Source organism: Sphingobacterium spiritivorum ATCC 33861 (assembly GCF_000143765.1).
In the GTDB taxonomy this organism is placed as follows: domain Bacteria; phylum Bacteroidota; class Bacteroidia; order Sphingobacteriales; family Sphingobacteriaceae; genus Sphingobacterium; species Sphingobacterium spiritivorum.
In genome coordinates this window covers 253,920-278,624 of record NZ_GL379770.1, presented here as the reverse complement: position 1 = coordinate 278,624, position 24,705 = coordinate 253,920, and the positions used below count along the sequence as shown (strand labels likewise).

Here is a 24,705-nt window from a genome sequence, read left to right as displayed (position 1 = left end):
CTATGCGGTGTACTTGTTAACATAATCCTGTAATCCGCCTTTCATGCCCATGCCTACGGCTTCAAACTTCCATTCGCCGTTTCTTTTATAAATACGGCCAAACTCTACTGCGGTCTCTATCGAGAAATCTTCGTCCAGTTCAAATTTGAGAATCTCTTCATTACTGGCGGCATCTACAATACGGATGAATGAATTTCTGACCTGTCCGAAATTCTGCCCTCTGTTTTCCGCATCATGAATGGTCACTACAATGCAGATTTCGGAAGCATTGTTTTCCATCTTTGATAAATCTACTTTGATTTGCTCATCATCTCCATCGCCGTCTCCTGTGAGGTTATCTCCGGTATGTTCGAGGGCTCCGTCGGGGCTTTTGAGATTATTGTAGAAAATGAAATGCTGGTCTGACAGTACTTTTTTGTCTTCGCCGAGAATAAAGGCAGACGCATCGAGATCGAAGTCTACGCCTGTGCTGGTGCTATTGGTATCCCAGCCTAAACCGATAATGAATTTTGGAGCGTGGATGCTCTCTCGTTGTCCTTTTTGCAGGTTGATTGCCATGGTGTTCTGTAATTTAATTTGTAAATATTGTGTTGGTACTCTTTGATCTGATGGTAATTATTGCTGATGGCCAGCTGGGACAATTCTTGTCTCAGGGCTTCCGGAATATTGCGGATAAGCATATCTAAATCCTCTTGCTGCATGGTCATGATGTATTTGACGATACGGGTATTGAACCGGAAGCTGTCTCTGTTCATGACGCTGATGATGTCTTGTACGGAGCGTACGGCGAAATAGTTGTAATGGTTTTCGATATTGGGGTGTATTTCTTTATTGATGAGCTCGGCATAGTAAATAAAGATAAAATCGCCCTTTACCTGATATTGGTCCAGTATTTTACTGACGGTACGTTCGTGGCTGCCTGTGATCTTGATATCATCGAGAAAGAGGCAGCATTTTCCGTTGAGAAATTGACGGTCTATGTAATAGGTGTCATTGGAGATAAGGCTGAGCCGCTGTTGGTAATCCAGATTGCCGTAGTCCTGGGTATAGGTTTGCTGCCGGTGTATCTTGGTTTCGATGCAGGCATTTTTGCCGTTTTCGAATAAGAACCGGTTGAGGTTTTTCTTGAAACCGGCACACAGGTAGTTGGATGCGGTCGGTATGGAATGATACGGACTCGGCAATAGCCGGATGTCTGTCTGGGATAAGATGATGCTGGCGTATTGGCTGATGAATCCGCTAAATAGTTCTTCTGCAAATTTTTCTGCATACTGTGTATCTCCGAATTTGAACCGGCTGTAGGCGGCTTCATCAAACGGGCAGTGTTCCTGATGCCTGATTTTATGCTGACTGTAGTGCTTTTTCATCGGATTTGTGTTGTATTAAAAGGGCTTGCATTCCGGCGCTGATCGCTCCGTCATAATCTGCTGTTTTGTTGTCTCCGATGTGTACAATCTGACCGGGACTGATGTGTGACTGATGTACTGCCTCTGCTTGTATAAGTACTTGCTCAAAGGCGGCTGGGTGTGGCTTGGCATGGCCTAACTCGTCTGAATAGAGCTGAAAGCTGAAGTATTGTCCCAGTTCATAATGTTCGAGCAGGCTGCGCAGGGTACTTCCTTTGATAAAGGCGGTATTGCTCAATATGCTGGCTGTCTTGCCTTCGGATTGAATGCGGTGTAACAGTTGGCTGATTTGGGGATCAATGAGAAGGGGCTTATACTGCATAAAGAGTTGCTCGGTCTCCTGATAAAAATTGTCCAGCTGTTGTGTATCGATCGCATCGATATTTACGCCTAACCGGCACAGGATCTGATAGTAGATTTGCTGTACGGTGATATGCATGCCGAGCTTTTCGCTGAGGCGGTTGCACAGCAGGTCGTAGTATCGGATGACTTGACTGACTTTTCCCGGATCGGTATCTATGGAAAAGTAGGCCTGCAGGAGCTGGTCTCTTTTTTTCTTGTACTGTGGATTTGATCTGATGAGCGTGAGCCACAGGTCAAATGAAAAGTGCCGGTAGGGTGTGGTATCGATTATCATTTCTCTTGTCTTTATTTTGATCCTGAGGTCCATTTCATTCCCCAGCGGTAGGCTTTGTCACAATCGCCATGGGAGTCGTGAAATGTGATTAGTTTTTTGACTTGCATGCTGTTGGGGTGAAAGTTTATTTCTGCAATAGCACAAAACTTGTGATAACTGTGCTGCTGCCCCATCTGTACTTCGATATCGGGATTGCCGGGTACTTTGATGGTGACTACGGCATTGGTTTCCTGCCATCTGGCTACGCCGTCATAGATGAAACAGTAGATGACTATTCTTTTGATATCTGCGACGCCTTTGGGGTTGATGAGGATGTTTTCACCTGATCCGGCACTTTGTCCTCTGTCGTCTCCGGCATGCCAGATCCATGGAGTGTCGGTGTATCTTCCCTGCAGGGTGTATCGGTCTCTGGCTCCGCCACGTCCCTGTGAAAACTGCAATCCGTCGATGACGGCTTTCTCTCCGTTATTTAATTCGTAGAAACAGCCCAGATCGAGATCGATGTCTTTGTTGAAGAGTCCTGAAAAGAATCCTTTTTTGCTTCCTTTGGACCAGTTGAGGTTGACCGTTATTTCTTTTGAAAGGGTATCTCCTCTTTTGCTGAGATCAATGGCGTGTGTGTCGCCTTTCTTTTCGAGCGTTATTTTTTGTAGGTTAATGGACATGGTTGTTTATTTTATGATTTGACCTTGATAGTATCTGGACAGGAAATAGGCGAGATCTTCTTTGTACCCGATGCCGGATGCTTCAAATTTCCATTGCCCGTTTCTTTTGTATAGTCTGCCGAATTCTACTGCGGTCTCGATAGAAAAATCTTCTCCCAGTTCGTATTTGGCGACTTCGGTGCCGTTGCTGTCGTCTACGATACGGATGTAGGAATTGCGTACCTGCCCGAAGTTTTGTCTGCGCTGTACAGCTTCATGGATAGTAACGACAAGGAGTATTTCCTGTATGCGACTGTCTACTGCTGTGAGGTTGACTTGTATGCTTTCATCGTCTCCGTCTGCACTGTTTCCTCCGGTCGGATCATCGCCGGTGTGGTGCAAGGCACCGTCGGGTGAATCGGTATTGCCGTAGAAAATGAAAAAGGGTTCGGCCGGTATTTTTCGGGTGGTGTCGATCATAAAGGCGGATGCGTCCAGATCAAAGTCTGATCCGGTGCCTTCATTGGGATCCCAACCTAATCCGATGGTGATTTTGTGAAGTCCGATGTCTATTTTCTGACCTTTTTGTAAGTTGATGGGCATTGTTATCTGATCTTTCTTGAATACTTAGTCCTCACATTTTTCATAATGTAACTATTGAGTCCGCTGCCAGATAAAGCAAGGGATTTCATGTTTTCAATATGATTCATACCAGCGCTCGCATAAGTATATTCATATACACTGCCTGTTGTAAATTGAATTAAGATGAAATTACTTCCGATCTCGTATCCGAAGATTCCAGAATCTCCATTTCTATTTGCATATCTTTCCATAATGTTTTGTTTTTAATGATTTAACTCCTCAAAAGTAGAAAGGGGGAAGGGGCTTTATTTACGGGAACCCGTAAAGCATAGAAGTATTTTTAAAATTTATGGCGGAGAATTTTGTAAACTATAAAAGCAGGCTATCCTTAAAAAGGGAAGGGAATAGAAACTATTCCCTTATATCCCCAAAACATCACAAAAAAAACAGTAGACAACTGATAATAAAAACTTTACAACACAGCAAAAAAGTTTAGTTAAAGCAATAGAAATTCCACTATTCCTTTTATGAAGAACAGATCTGTAGTTGAAAAATATAGTTATGATTTAGATCAGGAACTTATATAATCCCGATGTCTTTACAGAAAGCAATGAGTTGCTCATTCTTTGTAAAGTCGAGAGATTCTTTCATATGATTGAGACGTTTCTCCACACTGCTTAGTCCGGAAGGTTTAATATTCCGCTGCTGCAGATGGAAAGGTATATCTTTTTGCAGAACTCCCTGAGAGAGCAGGGAAATAATTGTGATATCAAAATCAGCAAATTCGTAAGAATTTCGTTCTTTAACAATTGGCTTCAGATTAGGAGAACGGTATTTCCGGTTCTGACAGATGGTATTAATTGCTTCTTTCAGATACTGGGCATCATTACGCGCTTTCCTGACATAGGCATCGATACTCAAGTCTTCAAAGAGCGTATCAATTACCTGTGACTTATCTTCTGCGGAAAATACAACGATTTTTATTGTTGGTTGTTCCTGTTTGACAGCTCTGATAAGATCATCGCCATTAGGGAGTCGCTGCCGATATTGATCTTCCTCAAAAGAAAGATCAGTTATGAGCAAATCATAAGGCTGATCTGCTTTCAAAGCTTTTTCTATACGGGTCAGGGCGTCATCACAGTAATACACATAGTCTGTGTGTTGTATTCCGAGATCAGCCAGTGTTTTCCGTACTGAAATATTGGCACTCTCCTGGTCCTCTGCAATTAATACTTTTCTAAACATCCTTTGTCAATTTAAGATACAGGAAAGGAAAACTGTATTTTCAATCCTCTTTCCGTTTGAGTTTCAAAGGTAATTGCTCCCTGAATATTCTCAATACGGGTTCCCGTATTTTTCAAACCATTGTTAAATTGAAGACTATCTTTGATGCCTATTCCATTATCCGAATATGAGATTTGGATCCGGTTATCATTCCTTTCGAATTTCACAGCAACATTACTGGCGCCACTGTGTTTTTTCATATTCACCATAAATTCCTGGAGAATATGTTCTACCTCATACTTAACTTTCGCATCCACTTTCTTCCACAGTTCCCCGGTATTTCCGATCAATACAACCTTGACCTGATCTGTCGCAAAAGATCTTAACAGAGCAGCCATTTTTTCATGGAAATTCTGGTGTTCGTATTCAATTTTTTCATAAGAGATATCTCTGGATTTTTCATACATATCTTCCAGTTTGTCCAGCACATTATCCCGGTTTAAATCCTCCTGATTCTCAATTTCGGTCATCACCCGATACAACCCATTTGCTACTACATCATGTACCTTTTTTGAAGTTCGCAACTGATTCTCCCGTATAGCAGTTTCCGCTTTCAATTCCAGACGTTGCTTTCGTTTTCTATACAAGATTATGACTATAACTGAGCCCGATAAAACCAGAAACAGCAAACTGACAAGCATGAATCCTTTCTTTGTATTATCCTGTTGAAGTTTAAGGTTCTCTGCTTTATGTCTTTCTGTCTCATACCGTATCAACGCAAACTGATTTTTTGCTGCATTGCGGGCTGTCTGTACACTATCATCAAGTGCCTGATAAATTTCAAAATAATGCTTTGATAAAGCCGCAGGACTTAGCTTAATCAGTTTTTGTAAGCCCTCCAATTGGTCATCCGCACTTTTTATCTCTTTAGCTACAGCATACATACGGTTTGCAAAGTATAATGCAGAATCAGGAATACTTTTATGATAATAATCTGAAAGATGCGCATAGCTCGAATTCTGTCCCCAGAGGTCTTTTTCTTGTGTTCGGATTGTTAATGCTTTAAAAAGCTCTGGACGAGCATCGTAATTGGGATTCTGAAGCCATTTTGTATAAGCGATATTAGTTAATGCACGTGCGTATTCAACTTTATTCTTACTTGTTCCAGCCAGAATATGCTGAAACAATTTTAATGACTCCGTGTAGTTTCCAATTTCCTGATAGATTTTTGCCATGTTATTTAGATAAACACGGGTATTCAAAGAGTCTTCTGAAAATTTAACCGCCAATTCATAAAACCTTAAAGAGTTATCATAGTCTTTTAGATTATATGTGGCAACTCCAAGGTTATTATAATTGGAGCCTAGATAATAGTGATGCTTTTTTATATTTTCATTTAAATATTTGATCGCCTCTAAGGATGTTTCCTGCCCTCCAAAAAAGTCACCTTTTTCTGTTAGCGTAATTGCATTATTTATTAGACATTTACCAGCTCCTAAACTATCATTTACGGACAGGAATAGTTCTTTTGCCTTATCAAAATAAATAAAAGCGCTGTCCAATTTATTTGTTTCAACAAATTCAAATGCTTTATCAAAGTAAGGGTTAACAACCACTTTTTCCTGATGACCAGCTTCTTTGCTACAGGATAAAAAAGATATAAACAACAAGTATAAAAAAAGAGGTCTCAAGACAAGTATAATTTCCTCTAAATTACAAAAAAATAAACCAAAGAGTATATCCCTTTGGTTTATTTGTGTTGCATAAAGTATTCTTTTATAGCACTCTCTTGTAGTCAAAGTAATATCAGGAATTCTGATATTCTAAATCTAATTAAGAAAATTTTCTAACAGAAGTAGGGCAGTCAACTCTGCCCTACTTTTCTATTCTTATTTTGGACGAACCTGCCCTGTGTCTCCACCTGTATCTCCGTCATCCGGATCATCTACACTGTTATAAGTTGTCGCTGTACCGTTATTGTTATGAGTTGTCGGTGTGCCTGAAGGAGATATAAGTCCTAATAATAAAGCAATAAAAAATGATAACATAAGTCAAAAATTTTAAAAGTGAAATACTCTGTAGTTCACCGCAAAACTGATCGCGGCGATTGCTACACGTTGTAAATCAGAAGGCCTTCTGAAATTTTTGGGAAGTGGGTGAGATTCAAACACGGAAGCGGGTAACTGCTTCCCAAACCGGATACTAACCTCCGTGTTATCTTCTCTTTTTTGTAATCAGTTTTGTATCTTTATTCAGCTATTGAATCAAAACTTGACCTGATTGCTGAAACAAAATTATTGACGTAAACACCTAAAAACTAAATAATTCCGGTAATTCGGACGGGATTCTGATAATTTCGGCGGAATTCCGGAAAACCGTAAAAATTCCGGAAATTCCGGTGTATTTTTATTCCTAAATTTTTGAAAGATGTCTGCTAATTATACATTCGCTAATTACCAAAAGGTTGTTATTTCACTTTATGCAGAGAAAAAGACTAACGGCAGATTACCTTTTGGTCCGTCGGAAATGACTCCTGCCAAATTACGTGATGAGTGCATTAGGGTATGTCAGGAAAGACCTGATGATAACGATATATCTACTTTACGTTTGTTCTTTGGACCAGGAGAGAACATTTGGTCATATCAGAATATTATTGAAGATGGAGATATCGAGAAGTTCAAACCACTTATAAACTATTTAAGAGGATCAACCAAGTCTACAAACACTATTAACATTGAACTCCTCGCCTGGCTAATTGATTTCACCCCCAGACCGTACAGTAAGTGGGAAATTGTAAGCAAAACAAATAAAACTGAAATCACTACAGATAGAGCTGAAACTCCAATCGCTTCAAAACCTCAGGATTCAGATAATAATGAAATAGAAGGTTCCGCAGAAAAAACAAATTATCAATCTGAAACCGCTTATACGAGAGAAGAAAAGGAAGATGTCCTTGACGCTGTAAAGACATCTAATGAATTAAATATTCCGAAAACAGCCTTCTTTACTCCTCCCCCTAAAAAACCATGGTTCAAAAGAAATATTAAACAAACAGCTTTGAGTCTGATGGCAGCCACAACATTATGCGGAGGGACATATATGGTCGCATACAATGGAAGTCAGGGCTGCATGTACTGGACGGGTGACCGCTACAAATCTGTCCCCTGTCAGGAAAAGGTAGAAGGTGCAACTGTATTGGCATTAGACTCTGCAAAACTGCTCAACTTCAGAAAAATAAATGTTCCAGATACCTTGACAATAAGTTCTATAAATAACCTCTGGTATACTAAAATAACCGTGGATAGTGCAGAGTTCTATACTGGCAGCGGATTCCATCCGCTTTTCCCGGAGAAAAGACTGAAACCAGTAACTCCATATATTCTAAATAAATATGTGCTGAATAAGTAAACAGATACGGTAAGAACGAAAAGAGAGCTATTAAAACTTATTTTAATAGCTCTCTTTTTATCTCATTATAGCAAAAGTTGCTTATTCTATACCAGCTGCAGTTTCATCATAATATCAGTTTGTTCTTCGTCACCTAATCTGAAGATATGTTTATCAAATTCCACAAAACCATTTTTCTTATAGAACCGGATGGCCCGTGGATTTTCTTCCCATACTCCTAGCCATACATAAGAGGCGTTTTTCTCCTGTGCTACCTGTATTGCTTTATCATATAGCAACTGGCCGACTTGCTGACCATGGAATTCTTTCAATACATAGATACGCTCAATTTCGAGTGCTTTATCATCTTTAAGTTCTGTTTGAGATTGTCCCTGGTTCAGTTTCAGATAACCGATCACTTCACTGTTGAGCACAGCAAAATAGAATTCAGAATCCGGATGCTGAAGTTCGGCGGTCAGCTTATCTAATGCGAATCCTTCATCCAGATATTTAAGCATATTTTCTACCGAATTCTCAGTGGAAAAAGTTTCCGAGAAGGTCCGCTTACCAATCTGTTGCAATTGATCTACATCACTAAGTGTAACTTTATTTATGATGATATTTCCCATACTGTTTTGAGCTTTTACCGTACAAAGATACCGTATTATACATTCTTCAGACGATATCTGAATATCAATTAGTATTTTAGTAATAAATCGACCATCGTACCGATAATCAGGATGGCTAGAGAAAAAGAAACTGTACCCAACACATAGCCAAAGAAAGCCTTCAGATAATTAGCCACTTTTTTACCAAAGAAATTACCAATTCCCCATGTTGTATATATTAATACTATCACTGAAGCAACCGGTGCCAAAGGCAGATGGGTCACTCCTTCCAATAGTGCAAATAGCGCGCAAAACAACATTTCGATACCCATTACAAAACATAAAAGGATGATTATTTCATAAAAATTGACATCATACTTTCTGAAGAATAATCTTATCCAGGCTGCTATGAAGATTCCCATTATTAAATTCGCATACCCATAGTGACCTTGTACCCATTGATTAAGATAGTTAACGGTAGATGCTTTCTTTGCATACGCAATATTTATATACCCTTCTTCAATATGAAAAAAATGTGCCGTCAACGAATAAATGAGTGAAGTGATAACAATAAAGATGATCGGCTTGACAAGTCTGTTTCTGTTTTCGGAAATAAATTCGCGAACACTTGCTCCCGGATGACGCAGTAATGCCTTTATCGTATAAAGAATTCCCTTTTCAAAATGTAAGACATGTTCAATTTCATGTTTAATATAATGACCGTTTATTCTATCCAATTTCACTTTTTGCCCACAATCTGAACAATAATTACCGGTAATAAGTGCATTGCAGCTACGACAATTTTCAGCCATTTAGTTTTAGATTTAGCATTAATAATGATTTCAGTTCTTTTCAGCGCAAAGTTAATTATTGTGCTAATAAAAATATGAGATTCAAAAAGAAAATTGTCTAATGCTTCTAAAACCTTTAATGCTTTGGACCACTATGGTATTCTGCGTCAGTTACCGGCTTTAGCCATACCGTCTCCCCTTTTTCACGGCCGGTTATGACTACCTGTACAAATGCTGTATCAGCACTGGCTCCATGCCAATGCGGAACGTCCACCGGACATTTTACCACTTTACCTTTTCTTATGACCACTTTTTCCTTTCCCTCTTCCTGATAATAACCTACACCATCGAGTGCCAGAATAATCTGTACAGCCGGATGGGAATGCCATTTTCTTCTTGCTCCGGGCTCAAAGGTTACACTTCCTACAGCATTCTGATTGCTAAAACTGGTATATGCTAAAATTCCAAAACTTTGTAAATGAAGAAAAGTACGGAGAATAACCCTGTCTCCATATACTCCCCCTCATAAAACCGGACACTGCTAGTGACTTTCCCAAAAGTAACAGGATGCGAAATATTGCGGAAACGAATATTTCTCAGAAATCTGCAAAAATATACCAGTACCAGTCGAATATGTATCGCCTCAAAAGACCTTTCACTTAATGACTAATTTTAAAATGTGCAAACGTTGTGCACATTATTTACTAATCTCAAAATTTTTCAAAAAATGAAAAAATTAAATGGAATGAAGAGCTTCTCTTCTTTAGAAAACAAAAAACTGGAAAGTGAAAACCTGGAAGGTGTTTCCGGAGGTCGTGCTCAGGAACGTTTCTCTGAAGTCACTTCTAATTTCTTAAATGCTGACGGTGCGCGCGATTATGACATGTACGTTGGTGGCCGATTTGTGGGCCGTGGATGGGATACATCAAATTGTGAAATTTCTCATTACTAATTAATCTTAACATGTACACACGGGCTGTACATTATTTACTAATCTCTAATTTTTTAAAAAAATGAAAAATTTAAATGGAATGAAGAGTTTCTCTTCATTAGAAAACAAAAAACTGGACTTGAACAGTTCTACAGCAGTATTAGGTAGTTTGGAAGCTGGTCCTAAGTACATCGCATCTAATTTTTTGAATGAAAACGGATGTAGAGATGTTGACTACTACCACGGTGGTAAATGGCGCGCGAGATTTTACGATTGTTCAGGTTGTTAATCTTTCAATTTTAAAGAAATGAAAAAGTTAACAGGAATGAAAGACTTTTCTGCTTTAGAAGAGAAAAAAGTCGACTTGAACGTCATCGGTGGATTAGCGATGTCAATGAGCCAGGGGTTCTATGAAATCCAATCAAACTTTGTTGATGCACATGGTTGCCGCGACGTAGATGTGTATGATGGAAATGGCGGTGCATACTTGTCAAGATTATGGATCAAAGACGGAAGATTCCCTCACTTTGATTAAACCGGATCCCATTTTTCACACATTTTTAAAGCGTAGGCTGCTTGCAAAAGCAGCTTACGTTAAAAAAAGTATAATCCTTAATATACCAAACTATTTAAAAGTATGATTTTAATCATCTCCAAAAACAATGAAATCACAACTACGGCGGTCATAAAATGGCTTCGTGCATTGCATAAGCCCTTTATCCGCATTCATGAAGATGAAGTTTTTGAAATACATACTTCTAAAAAAAGAATCGTTTTAAAAAGTCAGCGGAATCAGTTTTTTCTGGATGAGATAAGCGCTGTATGGTATAGACGGGGAGGGATAGCATTTAATGAACTTAGATATCATAATCAAGCTATAGATCGCTACATGTTTGAGGTACAACATTGGTTAACGGATTATGTAATCCAGACTCTGGAAGAAAAAAAACATCTGAACAAGCAAAGTAACAGCCATGTAAACAAACTGTTGGTTCTGGAAAAGGCAAAAGAAGCAGGATTGGATGTACCGGAGTACTTTTTGGCTGAGGATATGGAAGATGTTATCGCTCATCAGACTATCGTAAAACCCATCTCAGGAACACCAATAATAGATGATATTCAGGAAAACCAGAGTGGAATAATGTATACATCGCTGATTGAGCAAAAAAAAGAATCGGGTTTCTTTATTTCTTTCTTTCAGGAAAAGATCGAAAAAGATTTTGAAGTAAGAAGCTTCTTTTTGAACGGGAAAATTTACTCTACAGCTATTATCTCTCAAAACGATGAAAAGACCCGAATAGATCACAGAAGATACAATACGCAGACCCCCAATAGAAATGTACGATATAAACTTCCGGCAGAAGTAGAGCAAAAAATTAATGTATTGATGCAATCCTTAGACTTAAACAGCGGCTCTCTGGATTTTATCAAGTCTGGTGATACATTTTACTTTCTGGAAATCAACGCCATTGGCCAGTTCTTAGGCATGTCAAACACCTGCAACTATGGTCTGGAAAAAGAAATAGCAGCATACTTATAATATGGAAGACAAAGTAAAAGACCTGATACTACAGGAAAAGAACAAATTGCCACTGACTTTTGAATACATGGAGTTTTTTGGCAATAAACGTTCGGATAATCCGGATTCAACTTCATCGGATTACCTGAAATGTTCAACGTATCAAACAGATTATTTATTACGCAAAAAACCATTCAAACCATTGACGAGACTGCTATGAGATTCTTTAATTTGTACAGTGACATTTATATAACTAAAGGATATAACCGTATACTGATTTCGGATTTAGGAAGAAGTATTTCCAAATTATATCCATTAGAATTACACGAACTTATAGAAGAATTAAAATCGGCTTCTATCGAATCTGTGCTTGAAAATTATGACTCCGGATCCAAAGCTATTGCAGAGGAATACATCGGTTATTTATTGGAAAAGGAATATGGTTTTGTAACAGAAGGCGACTGGGATAAAAACTTCCTCCCTCTTTCTTATGAATACCACGATCATCAACAGATCTCTAATCTGTATATAGAAGTTGAAAAATTAGAAATACCGGCAACGTTAATACAGTCTATAGCCAATCTAAGGATCACTCACCTGGTTGTCTTTTGCAGAAGTGCAGCGTCTGCGCAGGAACTGATCGATTTTGAGAAGGCTTTTGACAATACAGCACTGGAAGGTCTGGAGCTGTATTCAGCTTATTCAACGGAGTTAAACGCAGATTTTTTTCAGAATATTCACGATCACACTCAGCGCATTTATCACCTTGTATTTTATCAATGTGAGGAGATTCCTGTACTGACAAATACCAGTTACAGATTTACACTGGATTTCAAAAGAGATTCGCTATCGCTCCATTCCTGTGGAAAAGTGAATGTTGACTATTTCAATACAAATATGCCGAAGGTTTTGGAAGCCATAAACCACAATTCCTGCCTTCACAAAAAGCTGGGAATTGATAGAAATGGCAATATTAAGAATTGCCCGGTAATGCCTCAATCTTTTGGCAACATACACGATATGACTTTAGAAGAAGTATTGCAGCAAGGTGCTGTTCAGCAATACTGGAACATGACAAAAGACGAAATTACAGTTTGTAAAGATTGCGAATTTAGAAATGTATGTACCGATTGCAGAGCTTTTACAGAACGCTCAGATTACAATGAATCAGGCCTGGATGTCTCTAAACCCTTGAAATGCGGATATGACCCCTACAGTAATGAATGGTCAGAATGGTCATTAAATCCATTAAAGGAACTGGCGATGACATATTATGGTTTTGAAAAATTAGCTCAAGAAAAATAGACATGGCCAAATTTCCGTTTTATAAACAACCCGACTCCAAAGATTGCGGACCTACCTGCCTCCGTATTATCAGTAAATATTACGGGAAAATCTTATCGCTTCAGATGCTCCGCGATTTGTCCGAGACGACCCGTGAAGGCTCCAGTCTTTTGGGGCTGAGTAAAGCTGCTGAATCCATAGGATTTAAGACCCTTTCTGTAAAAATAGATTTTAAGACTCTTGTCGAAGAAGCACCTCTGCCCTGTGTCGTATTCTGGATGAAACAACATTTTGTTGTACTGTATAAGATTGAAAAAAATCGTCAGGGCTATCGTATACATGTTTCGGATCCAAGCTACGGGTTGATCAGTTATTCAGAAGAAGAATTTTTGCAGCACTGGATCGGCAGAGGTGCGACCAATACAACCGAAGAAGGAATTGTACTATTGCTGGAAACTACAGCACGTTTTGATCAACAACAGGATGCTACAGATAAATCTTTCTCTATTACAAACTACCTCAAGCACTATTTTTTCAAATATAAATCCTTTATCATTCAATTGGCTCTGGGACTGATCGGAGGAAGTCTGCTATCTCTGGTATTTCCATTTCTGACACAGAGCATAGTTGATATCGGGATTCAGAATCAGGACCTGAATTTTATATATCTGGTGCTGTTTGCACAGATTATGCTGTATATAGGGCAAATGGGAATAGAAGTGATCAGAGGATGGATTCTGCTGCATCTTTCTTCCCGGATCAATATTTCTATTGTATCTGATTTCTTCATTAAACTGATGCGCCTGCCTGTTAGTTTTTTCGATTCACGGGTGACAGCAGATATTATGCAACGCATAGCTGATCACGGTCGGGTCGAACAGTTACTGACCAATAATTCTTTACAGACGATATTTTCATTGATCAATTTTTTGATTTTTGGTGTTGTCCTTCTTTTATACAGCTATAAACTTTTTCTGATTTATCTGGCCGGCGCCATTCTTTACTTCTTCTGGATTGCATTCTTTTTGAAAAAGCGAAGAGAGTTGGATTATAAACAATTCTCTCAGTTAGCCGAAGAGCAAGGTCAGGTCATGGAACTGATCAACGGCATGCAGGAAATCAAAATGAATAATGCCGAAACCAATAAACGCTGGCAGTGGGAAGGCATTCAGATAAAGGTTTTCCGTATTAAAATCAAAGCACTTAAACTTGAACAGGTACAGACAATCGGCGGAAATATTATCAATCAACTCAAAGATGTGTTCATCAGTTTTGTTGCAGCAAGCTTAGTCGTAGATGGCTCGTTGACTTTGGGTATGATGCTTTCTGTCCAATACATCATCGGACAGCTGAATAGTCCGTTAACCCAATTTATGAACTTTATCAGACAGTCTCAGGATGCCAAAATTGCATTGGAACGACTAAATGAAATCCACGGAAAGGAAGATGAGGAACGGATGGATAACAGTTATGTATCTGAGATTCCGGAGCAGGATATTTCTGTATCCAATCTTACATTTCGGTATAAAGGATCAACTACTGCTGTATTCGAACAGTTAAATCTGGTGATTCCGTATGAAAAAACTACCGCTATTGTGGGAGCAAGCGGATCCGGAAAAACGACGCTGATGAAACTTCTAACGAAGTTTTACGATGCGGACGAAGGCGACATCCGGATAGGTCATACCGATATACGTCATATAGCGCCAAGCATGTGGCGTGCCACCTGTGGCGTAGTGATGCAGGATGGTTATATTTTCAATGAAAGTATAGCGAATAATATTGCCGTAGGTAACCCTACCGTAGATAAACAAAAACTAAAGAATGCTGTCGAAATCGCACATATCAAAGATTTTATTGAGTCCCTGCCTTTGAGTTATAATACAAAAATAGGATACGAAGGATTAGGTGTCAGCGGAGGACAGCGTCAGCGAATGTTAATAGCGCGGGCAGTGTATAAATCACCTCAATATGTATTTTTTGACGAAGCAACTTCTGCACTGGATGCAAATACTGAAAAAGTGATAACTGACAATCTCAATCAATTCCTTAAGGGACGTACAGCTGTCATTATAGCGCATCGGCTATCCACTGTAAAAAATGCAGATAAAATAATTGTACTCGACAAAGGTAAAGTAGTAGAGGAAGGCAATCATGAAGAGCTTGTATCCTTAAAGGGAGAATATTATCGGTTAGTAAAAAATCAATTGGAACTTGGAAACTAAAGGCAACATATTAGAAAATATCAATCTGCGCTCAGAGCAGGTGCAGGAAGTATTGGAAACACCCCCAAACTGGCTTATCCGTTGGGGAAGTCTGGTTATTCTGGGCATAATTCTCTTATTTTTTTCACTGGCCTGTATCATTAAATATCCGGAATTTATCACATCACCTATTATTATCTCCTCTCAGAATCCGCCGGAAAAAATCGAGATCAGGATAGATTCGCGGATTGAAAAGCTGATTGCAAAAGATCAGCAAACAGTAAAGAAGGGAGACTTGCTCATGGTATTAGAGTCATCAGCAGATGATAAAGACATACATCAATTGAAAGGAATTCTTGATTCCATTTCTACAAAGCACCTTTCCAGATTCCCGTTACATCTTGTATCAGGTTTCAGATTAGGAGAAGTCCAGGAAGATTACAATGCTTTTGCGAAGGCACTGGAAGAAGAAATATTGTTCAACAGCCTGCAGCCTTATGCTGCAGAAGAAATCACCGCAGCAAAAGGGATTACAGATTACAAAGAACGTATCGCCAATCTGAAACAACAGCATATACTGGAATCAAGTAAATACCAGTTGACCGAAAAAAATTATAAGCGCTCTGAATCATTACATCGCGAAGGCGTGATATCTGCTCTGGAACTTGAAAATGAAAAATTAAAATTATTAGAAGCCCAGAAGAATTTCAAGAATACGGAAATCGCCATCGCTCAGCTGGAAGAAACCATTTTAAATTTCAGAAAATTGAAATCCGGTGCAGATGTGAATATTGTTAAAGAGAAAACATCCTACTCCTCTGCGTCTGTCCTGTTGCTTGAAAAACTAAAGAAATCCCTGCGGCAATGGGAAAGAAATTACCTGGTCTATGCTTCTATAGACGGAACATTAAGCTATCTGCAATTTTTAGGAGAGAAACAGTTTGTAAAAGCCGGAACGACATTGCTAAGTGTACTCCCGAACAACAGACAGATAACAATAGGACAAATGCATATCGGTGCGCAGAATCAGGGAAAGATAAAAACAGATCAGAAAGTATTGATCAAACTTGACAACTATAAATATCAGGAATACGGAATAGTAAAAGGGAAAATCAAGTCTATCGCTATGGTCCAGGATAAAGACAGCAAATACTACGTCGAGGTAAGTTTACCTGAAGGATTACAAACCTCTTATCATAAAACTCTCGCATTTGACAAAGAGCTGAGTGGAACAGCTGATATCGTCACAGAAGAGTTGACCCTGGCAGAAAGGATATTGAGTCAATTGAGGAGTTTACTTAGATACCAGGATAACTAATGTTTACATTTTTTCGATATATACTACTAACGCTTACAGTCACAGTCGTTTCTCAAAGGATTTTGCCGGCACAGCAGACTTTTGACTTAAATCAATGTATTGCTATTGCTCTTGAAAAAAACATCGCTGTAGATAAAGCGATGTTGGCTCTGGACAACAAAACTCTGGACATAAAAAATTACAAAAATGAAAGGTTGCCCAATTTAAACGGATTTACAAATATGTTCAGCAATTTTGGACAATCACAGGATATTTTCGGGAATAATGCAAGAAATGATAATTTTAACAGCACACTTGGTCTCTCTTCATCCTATTCGATCCTGAATAACGGTAAACTGAAAAATTCCATTAAAAAATCAGAGAAAGAAATGGAAGCCAGCGGACAGGATCTGGCTTTATTGAAAAGAGAAATAACGCTGAAAACTATCGAGGGTTACCTGAATGTATTGCTGCAAAAAGAAATCTGTAAAGCTGTCGATACAGCTTTGACATTTGCTGAGCAACAGTTTCAGAAAGTACAGAAGTCCACAGACCTTGGCGCGACTTCACTGACGATATTATATGAAGCAAAGGCCAATTATGAACGTGAAAACGAAAAGAAAAGACGGGCACACTATGCTGTAGATAAAGCAATATTGGAACTCAAACAGATCATGGCTGTGGAACAGAATCAAAATTTTGAGATTAATACAGAATTTCAGGCTTTATCATCCCTAGAGGAATCAAGTTATGACAATGCAGCTTTGTATGCATCCTTTTTGCAGCAACATCCGGCTTTGAAAAAATATGCTTTGTTAAATGAAGCACTGAAATTTGATCAAAAAGCTATAAAAGCGCAACTGTATCCCACCATAGATGCAAGTCTGACACTGGGAAGTTTTTATTTCAGCAATCTGTCCACAGGTTTTGGTAAACTACCCTTATTCAATCAGCTCCGGAATAATTTTTCTCAGCAGATAGGTTTAACAATCAACATACCTGTATTCAATAAGAATGCAGTAAAAATAGCGGTTCAGAAAAATAAGATACAACAGGCTGAAAATGCTAAGCAACTGGAATTAGAGCAACTTACAATCAAACAGGACCTGGAAAAACAGTTACTGGATCTGGATAATTACCAAAGACAATATAAATTGGCAGCAAATGTTCTGGAAGTAACCCGAAAAGCCTTTGAGTTAAGCCTGAAAAGTTATGAAGCAGGAAGAATCAGTATATACGACCTAAGCACCTCACGGTCAAATCTGCTCACATTGGAAAGTGAGCTTATCCAGACAAAATACAATGCTTTATTTACACAAATCATGGTTCGGTATCTGAGTACAGGCGAAATAAAACCTTAAACAAAAAGTAGTGCCACATAGCTGTGGCACTACTGAAACTGTACACAGAATTTTTTACCATTTTTCCAGCCCTAACAATTTTTTTCCAAGTTCTGTCAGTTCTGCCACAGGTTGTGCTTTCTCCCGCTCTAACGGATCACCCGGAAACGCATACCCTCGTGGAACAATTTTTTCTTTCCATGACCGTATTCTCCATTCTCTCATCTCCTCATTGCTTTCTTCTGCGGGCATCATCGAGATATACTGTGCCATACGCACTTTATGATCACTATTATTCGGACGTATACCATGCGGTTGTCTGCTGTGAAATATCAACAGATCTCCGGCTTCCATTTTTACTTTTGTCGTTGTAAAACCTGTAGTATCCGGTCTGAAATAATCCCTGTCTTTTGGCTGCGTCAGTTTCCATGTATCATATTCCCGGAATAGTTCCGGAATACATTGAAAGCCACCCATATTTTCATCCGTCTGATCCGCAAGAGCAAGTACGCCCTGTACATTCTGAGGATCTGTTTCAGGATCATAATCCCAGTGGATAAAACCTTTGTACTCATGCCCCGGACGAATAGGAAAATTCAAATTGGCTCTGTCAATGGTTGTCCATAACTTTTCTGTCCCCCATACATCCGCAAATGCCTGATGAATTTTCGGAAACTGACGATTATCCCACAGGTACTGATGGTTGTAAATCTCTACCATACCTGTATTGTTGAGCTCCGACATTTCTATCTGTGCACTCGATCTGTACCATGTCTCCGGATCATCAGGATTTTTGTTTTCATATTGCCATAAATAATCTGCCAGTCTTTTTGCCTGACTTTTTGGAACAGCATTTTTAATAACAATGTACCCGTTGTGAGACCAGAAATTCCAGTCTTCTTCTGACAATACGCGAAGTGGTTCTCCATTTTTGCGGGCATTTAACCTGATTGTACTTGTTTTTCCAACCGATGGGTTGGACAGAACTTTCTTTTCCATCATTTTTAAATTTTATAAGTGATTAAACATATACCAAAGATGAAGAGATATACTCTGCGTTAGTTTATCGCTATTTGCTATTTATTGCTCTATATTGACCATTATTCATTATTTTTAGAAAACATATGATAAATAAGGCATCATGAAGATTCAGAAAGAAGAAGTAAAGTTTGAGGCCGGACGTTCGTTCAAATTGTTTACACCCAGTTTCAGGGGTTATTTTATGTGGCATTACCATGCTGAAATAGAACTTGTATATGTGGAAGCAATAAACGGAATCCGACATGTAGGAAAGCATATTTCAGACTTTATGGACAGTGATCTGGTTTTGATAGGTTCAAATGTGCCTCACCTGAATTTTGATTATGCGATTAAGACCGAGTACGAACAGACGGTAGTTCAATTCAGAGATGACTTTCCTGATGTGCTCATTAAGTCCATTCCTGAATTTGAAAAAATCACACATATGCTGGAACGCTCTTACCTTGGACTTGCCTTTCACGGAAATACCAAGGCTGAGGTTGCCAAAAGACTTAAAAGTATAGATAATACGGACTCCTTTAAATCTCTTTTGGGTATAATCGAGATTCTCCAAATGCTGGCCAATTCGGAGGAAGTGGAAATCTTGAATAAGGAGAATACCCGGGTAAAATGGTTTCTGAATGATAAAGTGCGTATGGGAACAATCTATGATTATGTCAGCACCAACTACCATAAGAAACCTGATGTAAACGAAATCGCAGAGCTTGTACACTTGAACCCATCATCGTTTTGCAGATATTTCAGAAGACAAACAGACATGACGTTTACAGATTTTGTCAATCACTATCGTATCAATCTGGCCAAAACCTTGTTATTGCAGGAAGAAACTATAGCTGAAGTTTGCTACAGAGTAGGATATGAAAGCATATCCTATTTCAATAAAACATTCAAAAAACTTATTGGCGAAACTCCTTCTTCCTTTAAAAAAAAGTATCTGTCAAAATAAAAGGCTAGGCTATAAAGAGAATCCTAATAAAAACCGTCTAAAACAACAAAAGGAGACACTTTCGTATCTGCTTTTTAGTAGGGTCCGCACGCCAAAGGTCTAACATCTCCCAAGACTTACAAGATTTAAAACACGCTAAATATCTATTACAGGAACTGCATTAATATTTTACCTTTTAACGGGGAAATGGCTGCCGCTTTACCGATTCCGGCATAAGCTCCCGTGATTAAAACTACTTTTTTCCATTTTCTATTTTTATGGAGCAAAGATGGTACAACGTGCCTTGATCAACCTAACCGGACCACCAATCGTTACCCGTAGTTGCAGTTTAACAATTAGGCCACTTACCTGAGTACCGGTCTGTACACTGTATCTCCGTATGCTACACTGGATAGCGTTACCATCCATGGCGGAAATTACCAATACCTGATTTTGATCGGCAAAACACATTACCTGGTTCTGCGAACGGGTTAAAGACAGAAAAAAGCAGAAGGTAAGGTTTCCACTTTTTAGAAAATCTGAAGTAATGCTTTATTATCCATAAGATAAGCCAAAGCTTCTTTCAATGCTGATTCTGGATTTTTAGGATTAAACCCTAACTCATTTCTTGATTTAGAGATATCGAAATCCTGCTGTAGCCCTGAAAACATAGCGATTTCCTTAGTAGTAATTATGGGCGCCTCCCCCTTTAATCTTGCAGATAACTCCATAAGACCTGCTATAATAAACAACACAAATTTCGGAACTGAGCCAGGCACTTTTAATTTCAATTCCGGGTGGAGCTCTCTGGCCAGTTTAGTGGTATCCGTAAGGGTCATACATTTTTCATTCGCAAGAATATAACGCTCCCCAGCGCGGCCTTTGAGTGCAGCCAGGTAGCAACCTTCAGCTACATCCTTCACATCCACCCAGTTCAAGGTTATTTTTGTATCCACTGGAATTTTCTTCGTCAAAACAAGCTTCAATATATTAAAAGATACACTCAGTGGTTGAAAGGCCTTGCTTCCTATCATTGCCGATGGCATTACAGACACCAACTCTATCCCGTATTCCCCAGCCAATTGAAAGGCCAATCTTTCACCATCATTTTTGGAGTTGTAATACATGTCCCTTCTATCTGGATTATATCCGTTGCTTTCTTTTGTAGGGAGATTTGTATAATCTAACGCAGCGATTGAGCTTACGTAAACGATTCTTTTTACACCGGCTTCCGCAGCAGCCTCTATAGTATTGCGTGTCCCGAACATGTTCACATCATATATTTCCTTTTGCGGATCTTTCGCCCATAATTTAAAAACTGCACCTACTGCATAAAAAGTATGGACACCTTGAAGAGCTTTTACAAAAGAGGATTTATTTGATATGTCCGCCTGAACAACCTCACAGTTCAGATCTTTAAAGGATTCCTTATTTCTAATGTTTCGAACGGAAGCTCTAACCTGAAATCCTTTTTTAACCAGTAATCTAACCAGATTATTACCCAAATGTCCATTTGCTCCGGACACTAATACTAAATTGCTATTTGTCATATCTCGCGATTTTAAATGATAAAGCAAATGTCAGCCTTACCCTTTCAAAATCAGTTCGCAAATGTTACTTAATAATTTTTCTGCGGATACGACTCAAACTTTTAGCGTTCATACCAAGAAAAGAAGCTATATACTGCATGGGTATATTATGTAACAACTCAGGTTGTTCATCTAATAATTTAAGATAACGCTGCTCTGCACTCAGTACTGCCATGTCTTTAGCTCGTCTTTCATTGTAGGCAAGTGATTGCTGTAACACGATAATACTGAAATCTCTAAAGGCCGGACTTTGTTGAACAAGGTCGTCCAGCGCGCTCTTTTTTATGCGTAAAAGTTCGCATTCAGTAACACATTCCAGGTTTTCATCAGAGGGAGTCTGATTGGCAAAATTAGCATACGCAGTAATGAATCCGGGAGGACAATTAATATGTGTGGTCACTTCGTCGCCCTTCTCATTATAGTAGAATAGGCGTACAAAGCCAGAAACAACAAAATAAAGATATCGGGGAATTTTACCTTCCGCTTCCAAAATCTTGTTTTTAGGATAATGCACAGGTTCCAAATATTGAAAACATAGTTCTATCTCCTGTTCAGAAAGTCTAACAGTTTGCGATATAAGTTTGAGAAACTGATCGTGCATTCAACAAAGAAAGAAACAAAATGAATCAAATCCAAAGGGAAGTTACTTTCTTTGTTGCACTAGATTTTTATGTTTTGCTCCCCATTGGCTCAATTGGCTCCATATAGGAACTAACTCCTTTGCAATAGCAGTCAATTCATAATCTACTCGCGGAGGAACTTCTGCATAAACAGTCCTTTTTACTAAACCTTCTTTTTCCAATTCCCGAAGCTGTAGGGTGAGCATGCGCTCCGTTATCCCATTAATCTGATTACGTAATTCACTGAAACGCAGTTTACCATTCTCAAGTTTGCAAAGAATAAGCAACTTCCATCGACCTCCTATTTTACAGACGGCATAAGTAAGATCGCAATTCTCAACGATATAACTTTCATTCAAACTATTAGTTGAATTTTCTTTTCTTTTTCCCATTACTTACAAATTTGTTAGTACCATACAATCAGCTGCGTACGCTACAAATGTATTACTTCTATCTAATTTTGTACAAAGAATTAAGCAGAACATGAGATATTCATTAGGAGCAATCATAATATCGGGAATAATTTCCTGCAAAACAATTAACAACACAAAAATGAAGACAGTTCAATTCAATCCGGAAATAAACAAAATAATGGAAAATATACAAATGATTCATGTGTTTGACGGCAAAACTCCTTTAGATATAGGCCGAAAAGGATATGAAACGATGGCAGTACAGTTGAGCGGTAAAAAAGAACCAGTCACCATTATCGAGGAGTTTAATATCCCTGGCAATAACCATGAAATACCGGTAAGAATTTACCGACCTAAAGGTGTGGAGCGTGAAAAATCTGCAGCCATCATTTACCTACACGGCGGCTGGTTTGTTTCGGGGAGTTTTGAAACACATGATGCGGTCGTTCGTCAACTAGCCAATGCTACAGGGGAAGCCATAGTCTTTGTCGATTACCGTTTGGCACCTGAACACCCTTTTCCTGCAGGTTTAAATGATGCCCTATCTGCCACCCAATGGATTATTAGCAATGCAGATCATTTACACATTAATAAAAATAAGATCGGCATTATTGGCGACAGTGCGGGAGGCGCATTGGCAGTAAGTGCTGCTACCCAGCTTGGCCGAAAGTTAAAATTTCAGGTTCTGATTTATCCTGCGGCAGATAATAAATTAAACACAGTATCTTGGCAAAAATATGAAACCGGCCCGATAATTAATAAAGAAGAAGGGATAAGGGCATGGAACTGGTACTTGTCCACTCCAGAAGATCAACATAACCAGTTAGCGGTTCCCTTGTTGATCAAAGATTTTAAAGACACACCACCGGCCTTAGTTCTACTGGCTGAACACGATCCTTTGCGCGATGAAGGCAGGCAACTGGCAGAAAATATGAAAACTTCCGGAGTGCATGTCAAAACTGTTGTTTATAAAGATATGGTACATGGCTTTATGCACATGGGAGCTGTTCTAAAAGAAACCAAAGAGGCTATTCTGGAGATAGCAGCATTTACAAAGGAAAACCTAAATTAAATTATCAGGTAAGTTCACATGAAAAAATACGCATACATCGGGTGTTTGGGATTTATTGCTGTCATTACTACCGAATTCGGAGTCATTGGTATTTTACCGCAAATTGCAACGCATTATAACATCTCTATTGATAAAGCAGGAATGCTACTCAGTGCATTTGCCTTGGTCATAGCACTGACCGGTCCATTTATGACATTATTGATGTCGCGCTTTGACCGTAAAAAAGTAATGTTCGGTGCAATCTCTATTTTTCTCTTTACAGGAATTATCTCCTCCATTTCCCCACCATTCTGGCTACTAATGCTTGTGCGTATACTGCCGGCCTTTTTACAACCTGTTTACATTGCAACCGCCTTATCAGTAGCTGTTGCTCAAGGCGAAAAGAAAAATGAAAATGAATTGATGAGCATCGTTTTCAGCGGCATTGCCATAGCCATGGTTTCTACCGTCCCATTTGCCACATGGCTAGCCAGCAGAGTGTCGTGGGAGTATTCCTTTATGATACAGGCTGTGGTGAGCACTATCGCATTATCAGCGATATATTTCCTTCTGCCAGATATGCCAGTTGTCGCAAAAAGATCCTACGGAAGCCAGTTAAAAATACTAAGACAACCAATATTTATAGTCAGTACAGGGATGAACTTTTTCATGATAGCCGGTTGGTTTGCTACATACAGCTATTTTGCAGAATACCTGAACAAAACCAAAGGTATGGATAACACAATGGTCAGCTATATGCTGTTTTTATTTGGCATGGTTGGGGTTATAGCGAATCGAGTGGCGGGCAAAATGCTGAACAAAAACGTAACCAATACCACCGCAATATTTTTGTCGGGGACAATCTTGATCCCGCTATTATTACACTTTTCAGGCACTAACACTTTCGCCGTAATTGTTGTGATCGCTCTTTGGGGATTTTTGTATTCCCCAAGTTTTTTAAATGCGTCAACCTACATGATTTCATCTGCGCCACAATCGTTGGAATTTGCCAATAGCCTTGCGACTTCTTTTGGCAATATGGGTATTACATTAGGCACCACGGTTGGTGGATGGATCATTGCCACCAGAGGTGTTCAATATACTCCCTGGCTTACACTGTCATTCGGTATACTGTCGTTTACGATGATCGTACTTCGAAAATGGCTGGAAAAAAGTAATTCAGAAATGGGAATTGAATGTTCTAAAATTTAG

Annotated in this window: 28 protein-coding genes; 13 read left to right on the top strand and 15 right to left on the bottom strand. The window is 39.0% G+C overall.

All coding sequences use genetic code 11. From position 1 onward, the window contains the following. The 8 genes from HMPREF0766_RS01415 to HMPREF0766_RS22325 form a co-directional block, all read right to left on the bottom strand. Positions 1 to 558: a TerD family protein gene (locus HMPREF0766_RS01415; protein WP_002993054.1), complete on the bottom strand. Its 558-nt coding sequence runs from the start codon at positions 556 to 558 to the stop codon at positions 1 to 3. After that, positions 492 to 1,367 (bottom strand): phosphoribosyltransferase family protein, encoded by an 876-nt coding sequence (locus HMPREF0766_RS01410; protein WP_002993053.1) that lies wholly within the window; start codon positions 1,365 to 1,367, stop codon positions 492 to 494. The genes HMPREF0766_RS01415 and HMPREF0766_RS01410 overlap by 67 nt, the downstream gene beginning before the upstream one ends. Continuing rightward, complete coding sequence (locus HMPREF0766_RS01405; RefSeq protein WP_037459836.1) at positions 1,342 to 2,043, bottom strand: HAD family hydrolase; 702 nt, start codon at positions 2,041 to 2,043, stop codon at positions 1,342 to 1,344. Before HMPREF0766_RS01405 ends, HMPREF0766_RS01410 begins: the two co-directional genes overlap by 26 nt. 11 nt (positions 2,044 to 2,054) lie before the next feature. Beyond that, positions 2,055 to 2,708, bottom strand: a complete 654-nt coding sequence (locus HMPREF0766_RS01400) for a hypothetical protein (protein ID WP_002993051.1) — start codon at positions 2,706 to 2,708, stop codon at positions 2,055 to 2,057. 6 nt (positions 2,709 to 2,714) lie between these two features. Beyond that, a complete protein-coding gene (locus HMPREF0766_RS01395; protein WP_002993050.1) occupies positions 2,715 to 3,290 on the bottom strand; it encodes a TerD family protein in 576 nt (191 codons plus the stop codon). A gap of 558 nt (positions 3,291 to 3,848) precedes the next feature. Beyond that, a complete protein-coding gene (locus tag HMPREF0766_RS01385; RefSeq protein ID WP_002993047.1) occupies positions 3,849 to 4,514 on the bottom strand; it encodes a response regulator in 666 nt (221 codons plus the stop codon). Positions 4,515 to 4,525: 11 nt separating this feature from the next. Next, positions 4,526 to 6,163, bottom strand: coding sequence for a tetratricopeptide repeat-containing sensor histidine kinase (locus tag HMPREF0766_RS01380; protein WP_236590567.1), 1,638 nt, complete (start codon positions 6,161 to 6,163; stop codon positions 4,526 to 4,528). 219 nt (positions 6,164 to 6,382) lie between these two features. Further along, on the bottom strand, positions 6,383 to 6,541 hold the full coding sequence (locus HMPREF0766_RS22325; RefSeq protein WP_002993045.1) for a hypothetical protein: 159 nt from the start codon (positions 6,539 to 6,541) through the stop codon (positions 6,383 to 6,385). A gap of 379 nt (positions 6,542 to 6,920) precedes the next feature. Here HMPREF0766_RS22325 and HMPREF0766_RS22435 point away from each other — a divergent pair, with 379 nt between their 5' ends. After that, complete coding sequence (locus tag HMPREF0766_RS22435) at positions 6,921 to 7,901, top strand: hypothetical protein (RefSeq protein WP_002993044.1); 981 nt, start codon at positions 6,921 to 6,923, stop codon at positions 7,899 to 7,901. Between the two features lie 86 nt (positions 7,902 to 7,987). Here the strand turns inward: HMPREF0766_RS22435 and HMPREF0766_RS01370 are convergent, their stop codons facing one another. The 3 genes from HMPREF0766_RS01370 to HMPREF0766_RS22025 form a co-directional block, all read right to left on the bottom strand. Next, positions 7,988 to 8,509, bottom strand: coding sequence for a GNAT family N-acetyltransferase (locus HMPREF0766_RS01370; RefSeq protein ID WP_002993043.1), 522 nt, complete (start codon positions 8,507 to 8,509; stop codon positions 7,988 to 7,990). A gap of 68 nt (positions 8,510 to 8,577) precedes the next feature. Continuing rightward, a complete protein-coding gene (locus HMPREF0766_RS01365) occupies positions 8,578 to 9,231 on the bottom strand; it encodes a DUF3667 domain-containing protein (protein ID WP_248676692.1) in 654 nt (217 codons plus the stop codon). A 184-nt stretch (positions 9,232 to 9,415) separates the two neighbouring features. Further along, entirely contained in the window at positions 9,416 to 9,742 is a 327-nt protein-coding gene (locus tag HMPREF0766_RS22025; RefSeq protein WP_256621141.1) for a cupin domain-containing protein, read from the bottom strand. Positions 9,743 to 10,006: 264 nt separating this feature from the next. Here HMPREF0766_RS22025 and HMPREF0766_RS01360 point away from each other — a divergent pair, with 264 nt between their 5' ends. From HMPREF0766_RS01360 to HMPREF0766_RS01325, 9 genes are all read left to right on the top strand, one after another. After that, entirely contained in the window at positions 10,007 to 10,231 is a 225-nt protein-coding gene (locus HMPREF0766_RS01360) for a TIGR04139 family peptide modification target (protein WP_002993039.1), read from the top strand. A gap of 61 nt (positions 10,232 to 10,292) precedes the next feature. Further along, positions 10,293 to 10,499: a TIGR04139 family peptide modification target gene (locus HMPREF0766_RS01355; protein ID WP_037459463.1), complete on the top strand. Its 207-nt coding sequence runs from the start codon at positions 10,293 to 10,295 to the stop codon at positions 10,497 to 10,499. 18 nt (positions 10,500 to 10,517) lie between these two features. Then, positions 10,518 to 10,745: a TIGR04139 family peptide modification target gene (locus HMPREF0766_RS01350; protein ID WP_002993037.1), complete on the top strand. Its 228-nt coding sequence runs from the start codon at positions 10,518 to 10,520 to the stop codon at positions 10,743 to 10,745. Between the two features lie 102 nt (positions 10,746 to 10,847). Next, entirely contained in the window at positions 10,848 to 11,750 is a 903-nt protein-coding gene (gene gwsG, locus HMPREF0766_RS01345; protein ID WP_002993036.1) for a grasp-with-spasm system ATP-grasp peptide maturase, read from the top strand. A 1-nt stretch (position 11,751) separates the two neighbouring features. Then, positions 11,752 to 11,949, top strand: coding sequence for a hypothetical protein (locus HMPREF0766_RS22320; RefSeq protein WP_147284297.1), 198 nt, complete (start codon positions 11,752 to 11,754; stop codon positions 11,947 to 11,949). Then, entirely contained in the window at positions 11,946 to 13,034 is a 1,089-nt protein-coding gene (gwsS, locus tag HMPREF0766_RS01340) for a grasp-with-spasm system SPASM domain peptide maturase (RefSeq protein WP_236590569.1), read from the top strand. Before HMPREF0766_RS22320 ends, gwsS begins: the two co-directional genes overlap by 4 nt. Before the next feature lie 2 nt (positions 13,035 to 13,036). Then, positions 13,037 to 15,238 carry a peptidase domain-containing ABC transporter gene (locus HMPREF0766_RS01335; protein ID WP_002993033.1) on the top strand — a complete coding sequence of 734 codons (2,202 nt, stop codon included), beginning with the start codon at positions 13,037 to 13,039 and terminating at the stop codon, positions 15,236 to 15,238. Then, positions 15,228 to 16,535 (top strand): HlyD family secretion protein, encoded by a 1,308-nt coding sequence (locus tag HMPREF0766_RS01330; RefSeq protein ID WP_002993031.1) that lies wholly within the window; start codon positions 15,228 to 15,230, stop codon positions 16,533 to 16,535. Before HMPREF0766_RS01335 ends, HMPREF0766_RS01330 begins: the two co-directional genes overlap by 11 nt. Further along, the gene (locus HMPREF0766_RS01325) at positions 16,535 to 17,875 is read left to right on the top strand and encodes a TolC family protein (RefSeq protein WP_002993029.1); all 1,341 of its coding nucleotides are present in this window, start codon (positions 16,535 to 16,537) and stop codon (positions 17,873 to 17,875) included. The genes HMPREF0766_RS01330 and HMPREF0766_RS01325 overlap by 1 nt, the downstream gene beginning before the upstream one ends. Before the next feature lie 54 nt (positions 17,876 to 17,929). On the opposite strand, the gene HMPREF0766_RS01320 is transcribed toward HMPREF0766_RS01325, so the two are convergent. Further along, on the bottom strand, positions 17,930 to 18,853 hold the full coding sequence (locus HMPREF0766_RS01320; RefSeq protein WP_201680395.1) for a phytanoyl-CoA dioxygenase family protein: 924 nt from the start codon (positions 18,851 to 18,853) through the stop codon (positions 17,930 to 17,932). Positions 18,854 to 18,995: 142 nt separating this feature from the next. On the opposite strand from HMPREF0766_RS01320, the gene HMPREF0766_RS01315 reads away from it, so the two are divergent. After that, the gene (locus HMPREF0766_RS01315) at positions 18,996 to 19,841 is read left to right on the top strand and encodes an AraC family transcriptional regulator (RefSeq protein ID WP_002993025.1); all 846 of its coding nucleotides are present in this window, start codon (positions 18,996 to 18,998) and stop codon (positions 19,839 to 19,841) included. Between the two features lie 509 nt (positions 19,842 to 20,350). On the opposite strand, the gene HMPREF0766_RS01310 is transcribed toward HMPREF0766_RS01315, so the two are convergent. From HMPREF0766_RS01310 to HMPREF0766_RS01300, 3 genes are all read right to left on the bottom strand, one after another. After that, the gene (locus tag HMPREF0766_RS01310; protein WP_002993023.1) at positions 20,351 to 21,370 is read right to left on the bottom strand and encodes an NAD-dependent epimerase/dehydratase family protein; all 1,020 of its coding nucleotides are present in this window, start codon (positions 21,368 to 21,370) and stop codon (positions 20,351 to 20,353) included. A gap of 64 nt (positions 21,371 to 21,434) precedes the next feature. Beyond that, a complete protein-coding gene (locus tag HMPREF0766_RS01305; protein WP_002993022.1) occupies positions 21,435 to 22,010 on the bottom strand; it encodes a Crp/Fnr family transcriptional regulator in 576 nt (191 codons plus the stop codon). A gap of 42 nt (positions 22,011 to 22,052) precedes the next feature. Then, entirely contained in the window at positions 22,053 to 22,421 is a 369-nt protein-coding gene (locus HMPREF0766_RS01300) for a winged helix-turn-helix transcriptional regulator (protein ID WP_002993021.1), read from the bottom strand. Positions 22,422 to 22,581: 160 nt separating this feature from the next. On the opposite strand from HMPREF0766_RS01300, the gene HMPREF0766_RS01295 reads away from it, so the two are divergent. Continuing rightward, on the top strand, positions 22,582 to 23,514 hold the full coding sequence (locus HMPREF0766_RS01295; protein WP_002993020.1) for an alpha/beta hydrolase: 933 nt from the start codon (positions 22,582 to 22,584) through the stop codon (positions 23,512 to 23,514). A gap of 18 nt (positions 23,515 to 23,532) precedes the next feature. After that, positions 23,533 to 24,705, top strand: a complete 1,173-nt coding sequence (locus tag HMPREF0766_RS01290) for an MFS transporter (protein ID WP_002993019.1) — start codon at positions 23,533 to 23,535, stop codon at positions 24,703 to 24,705.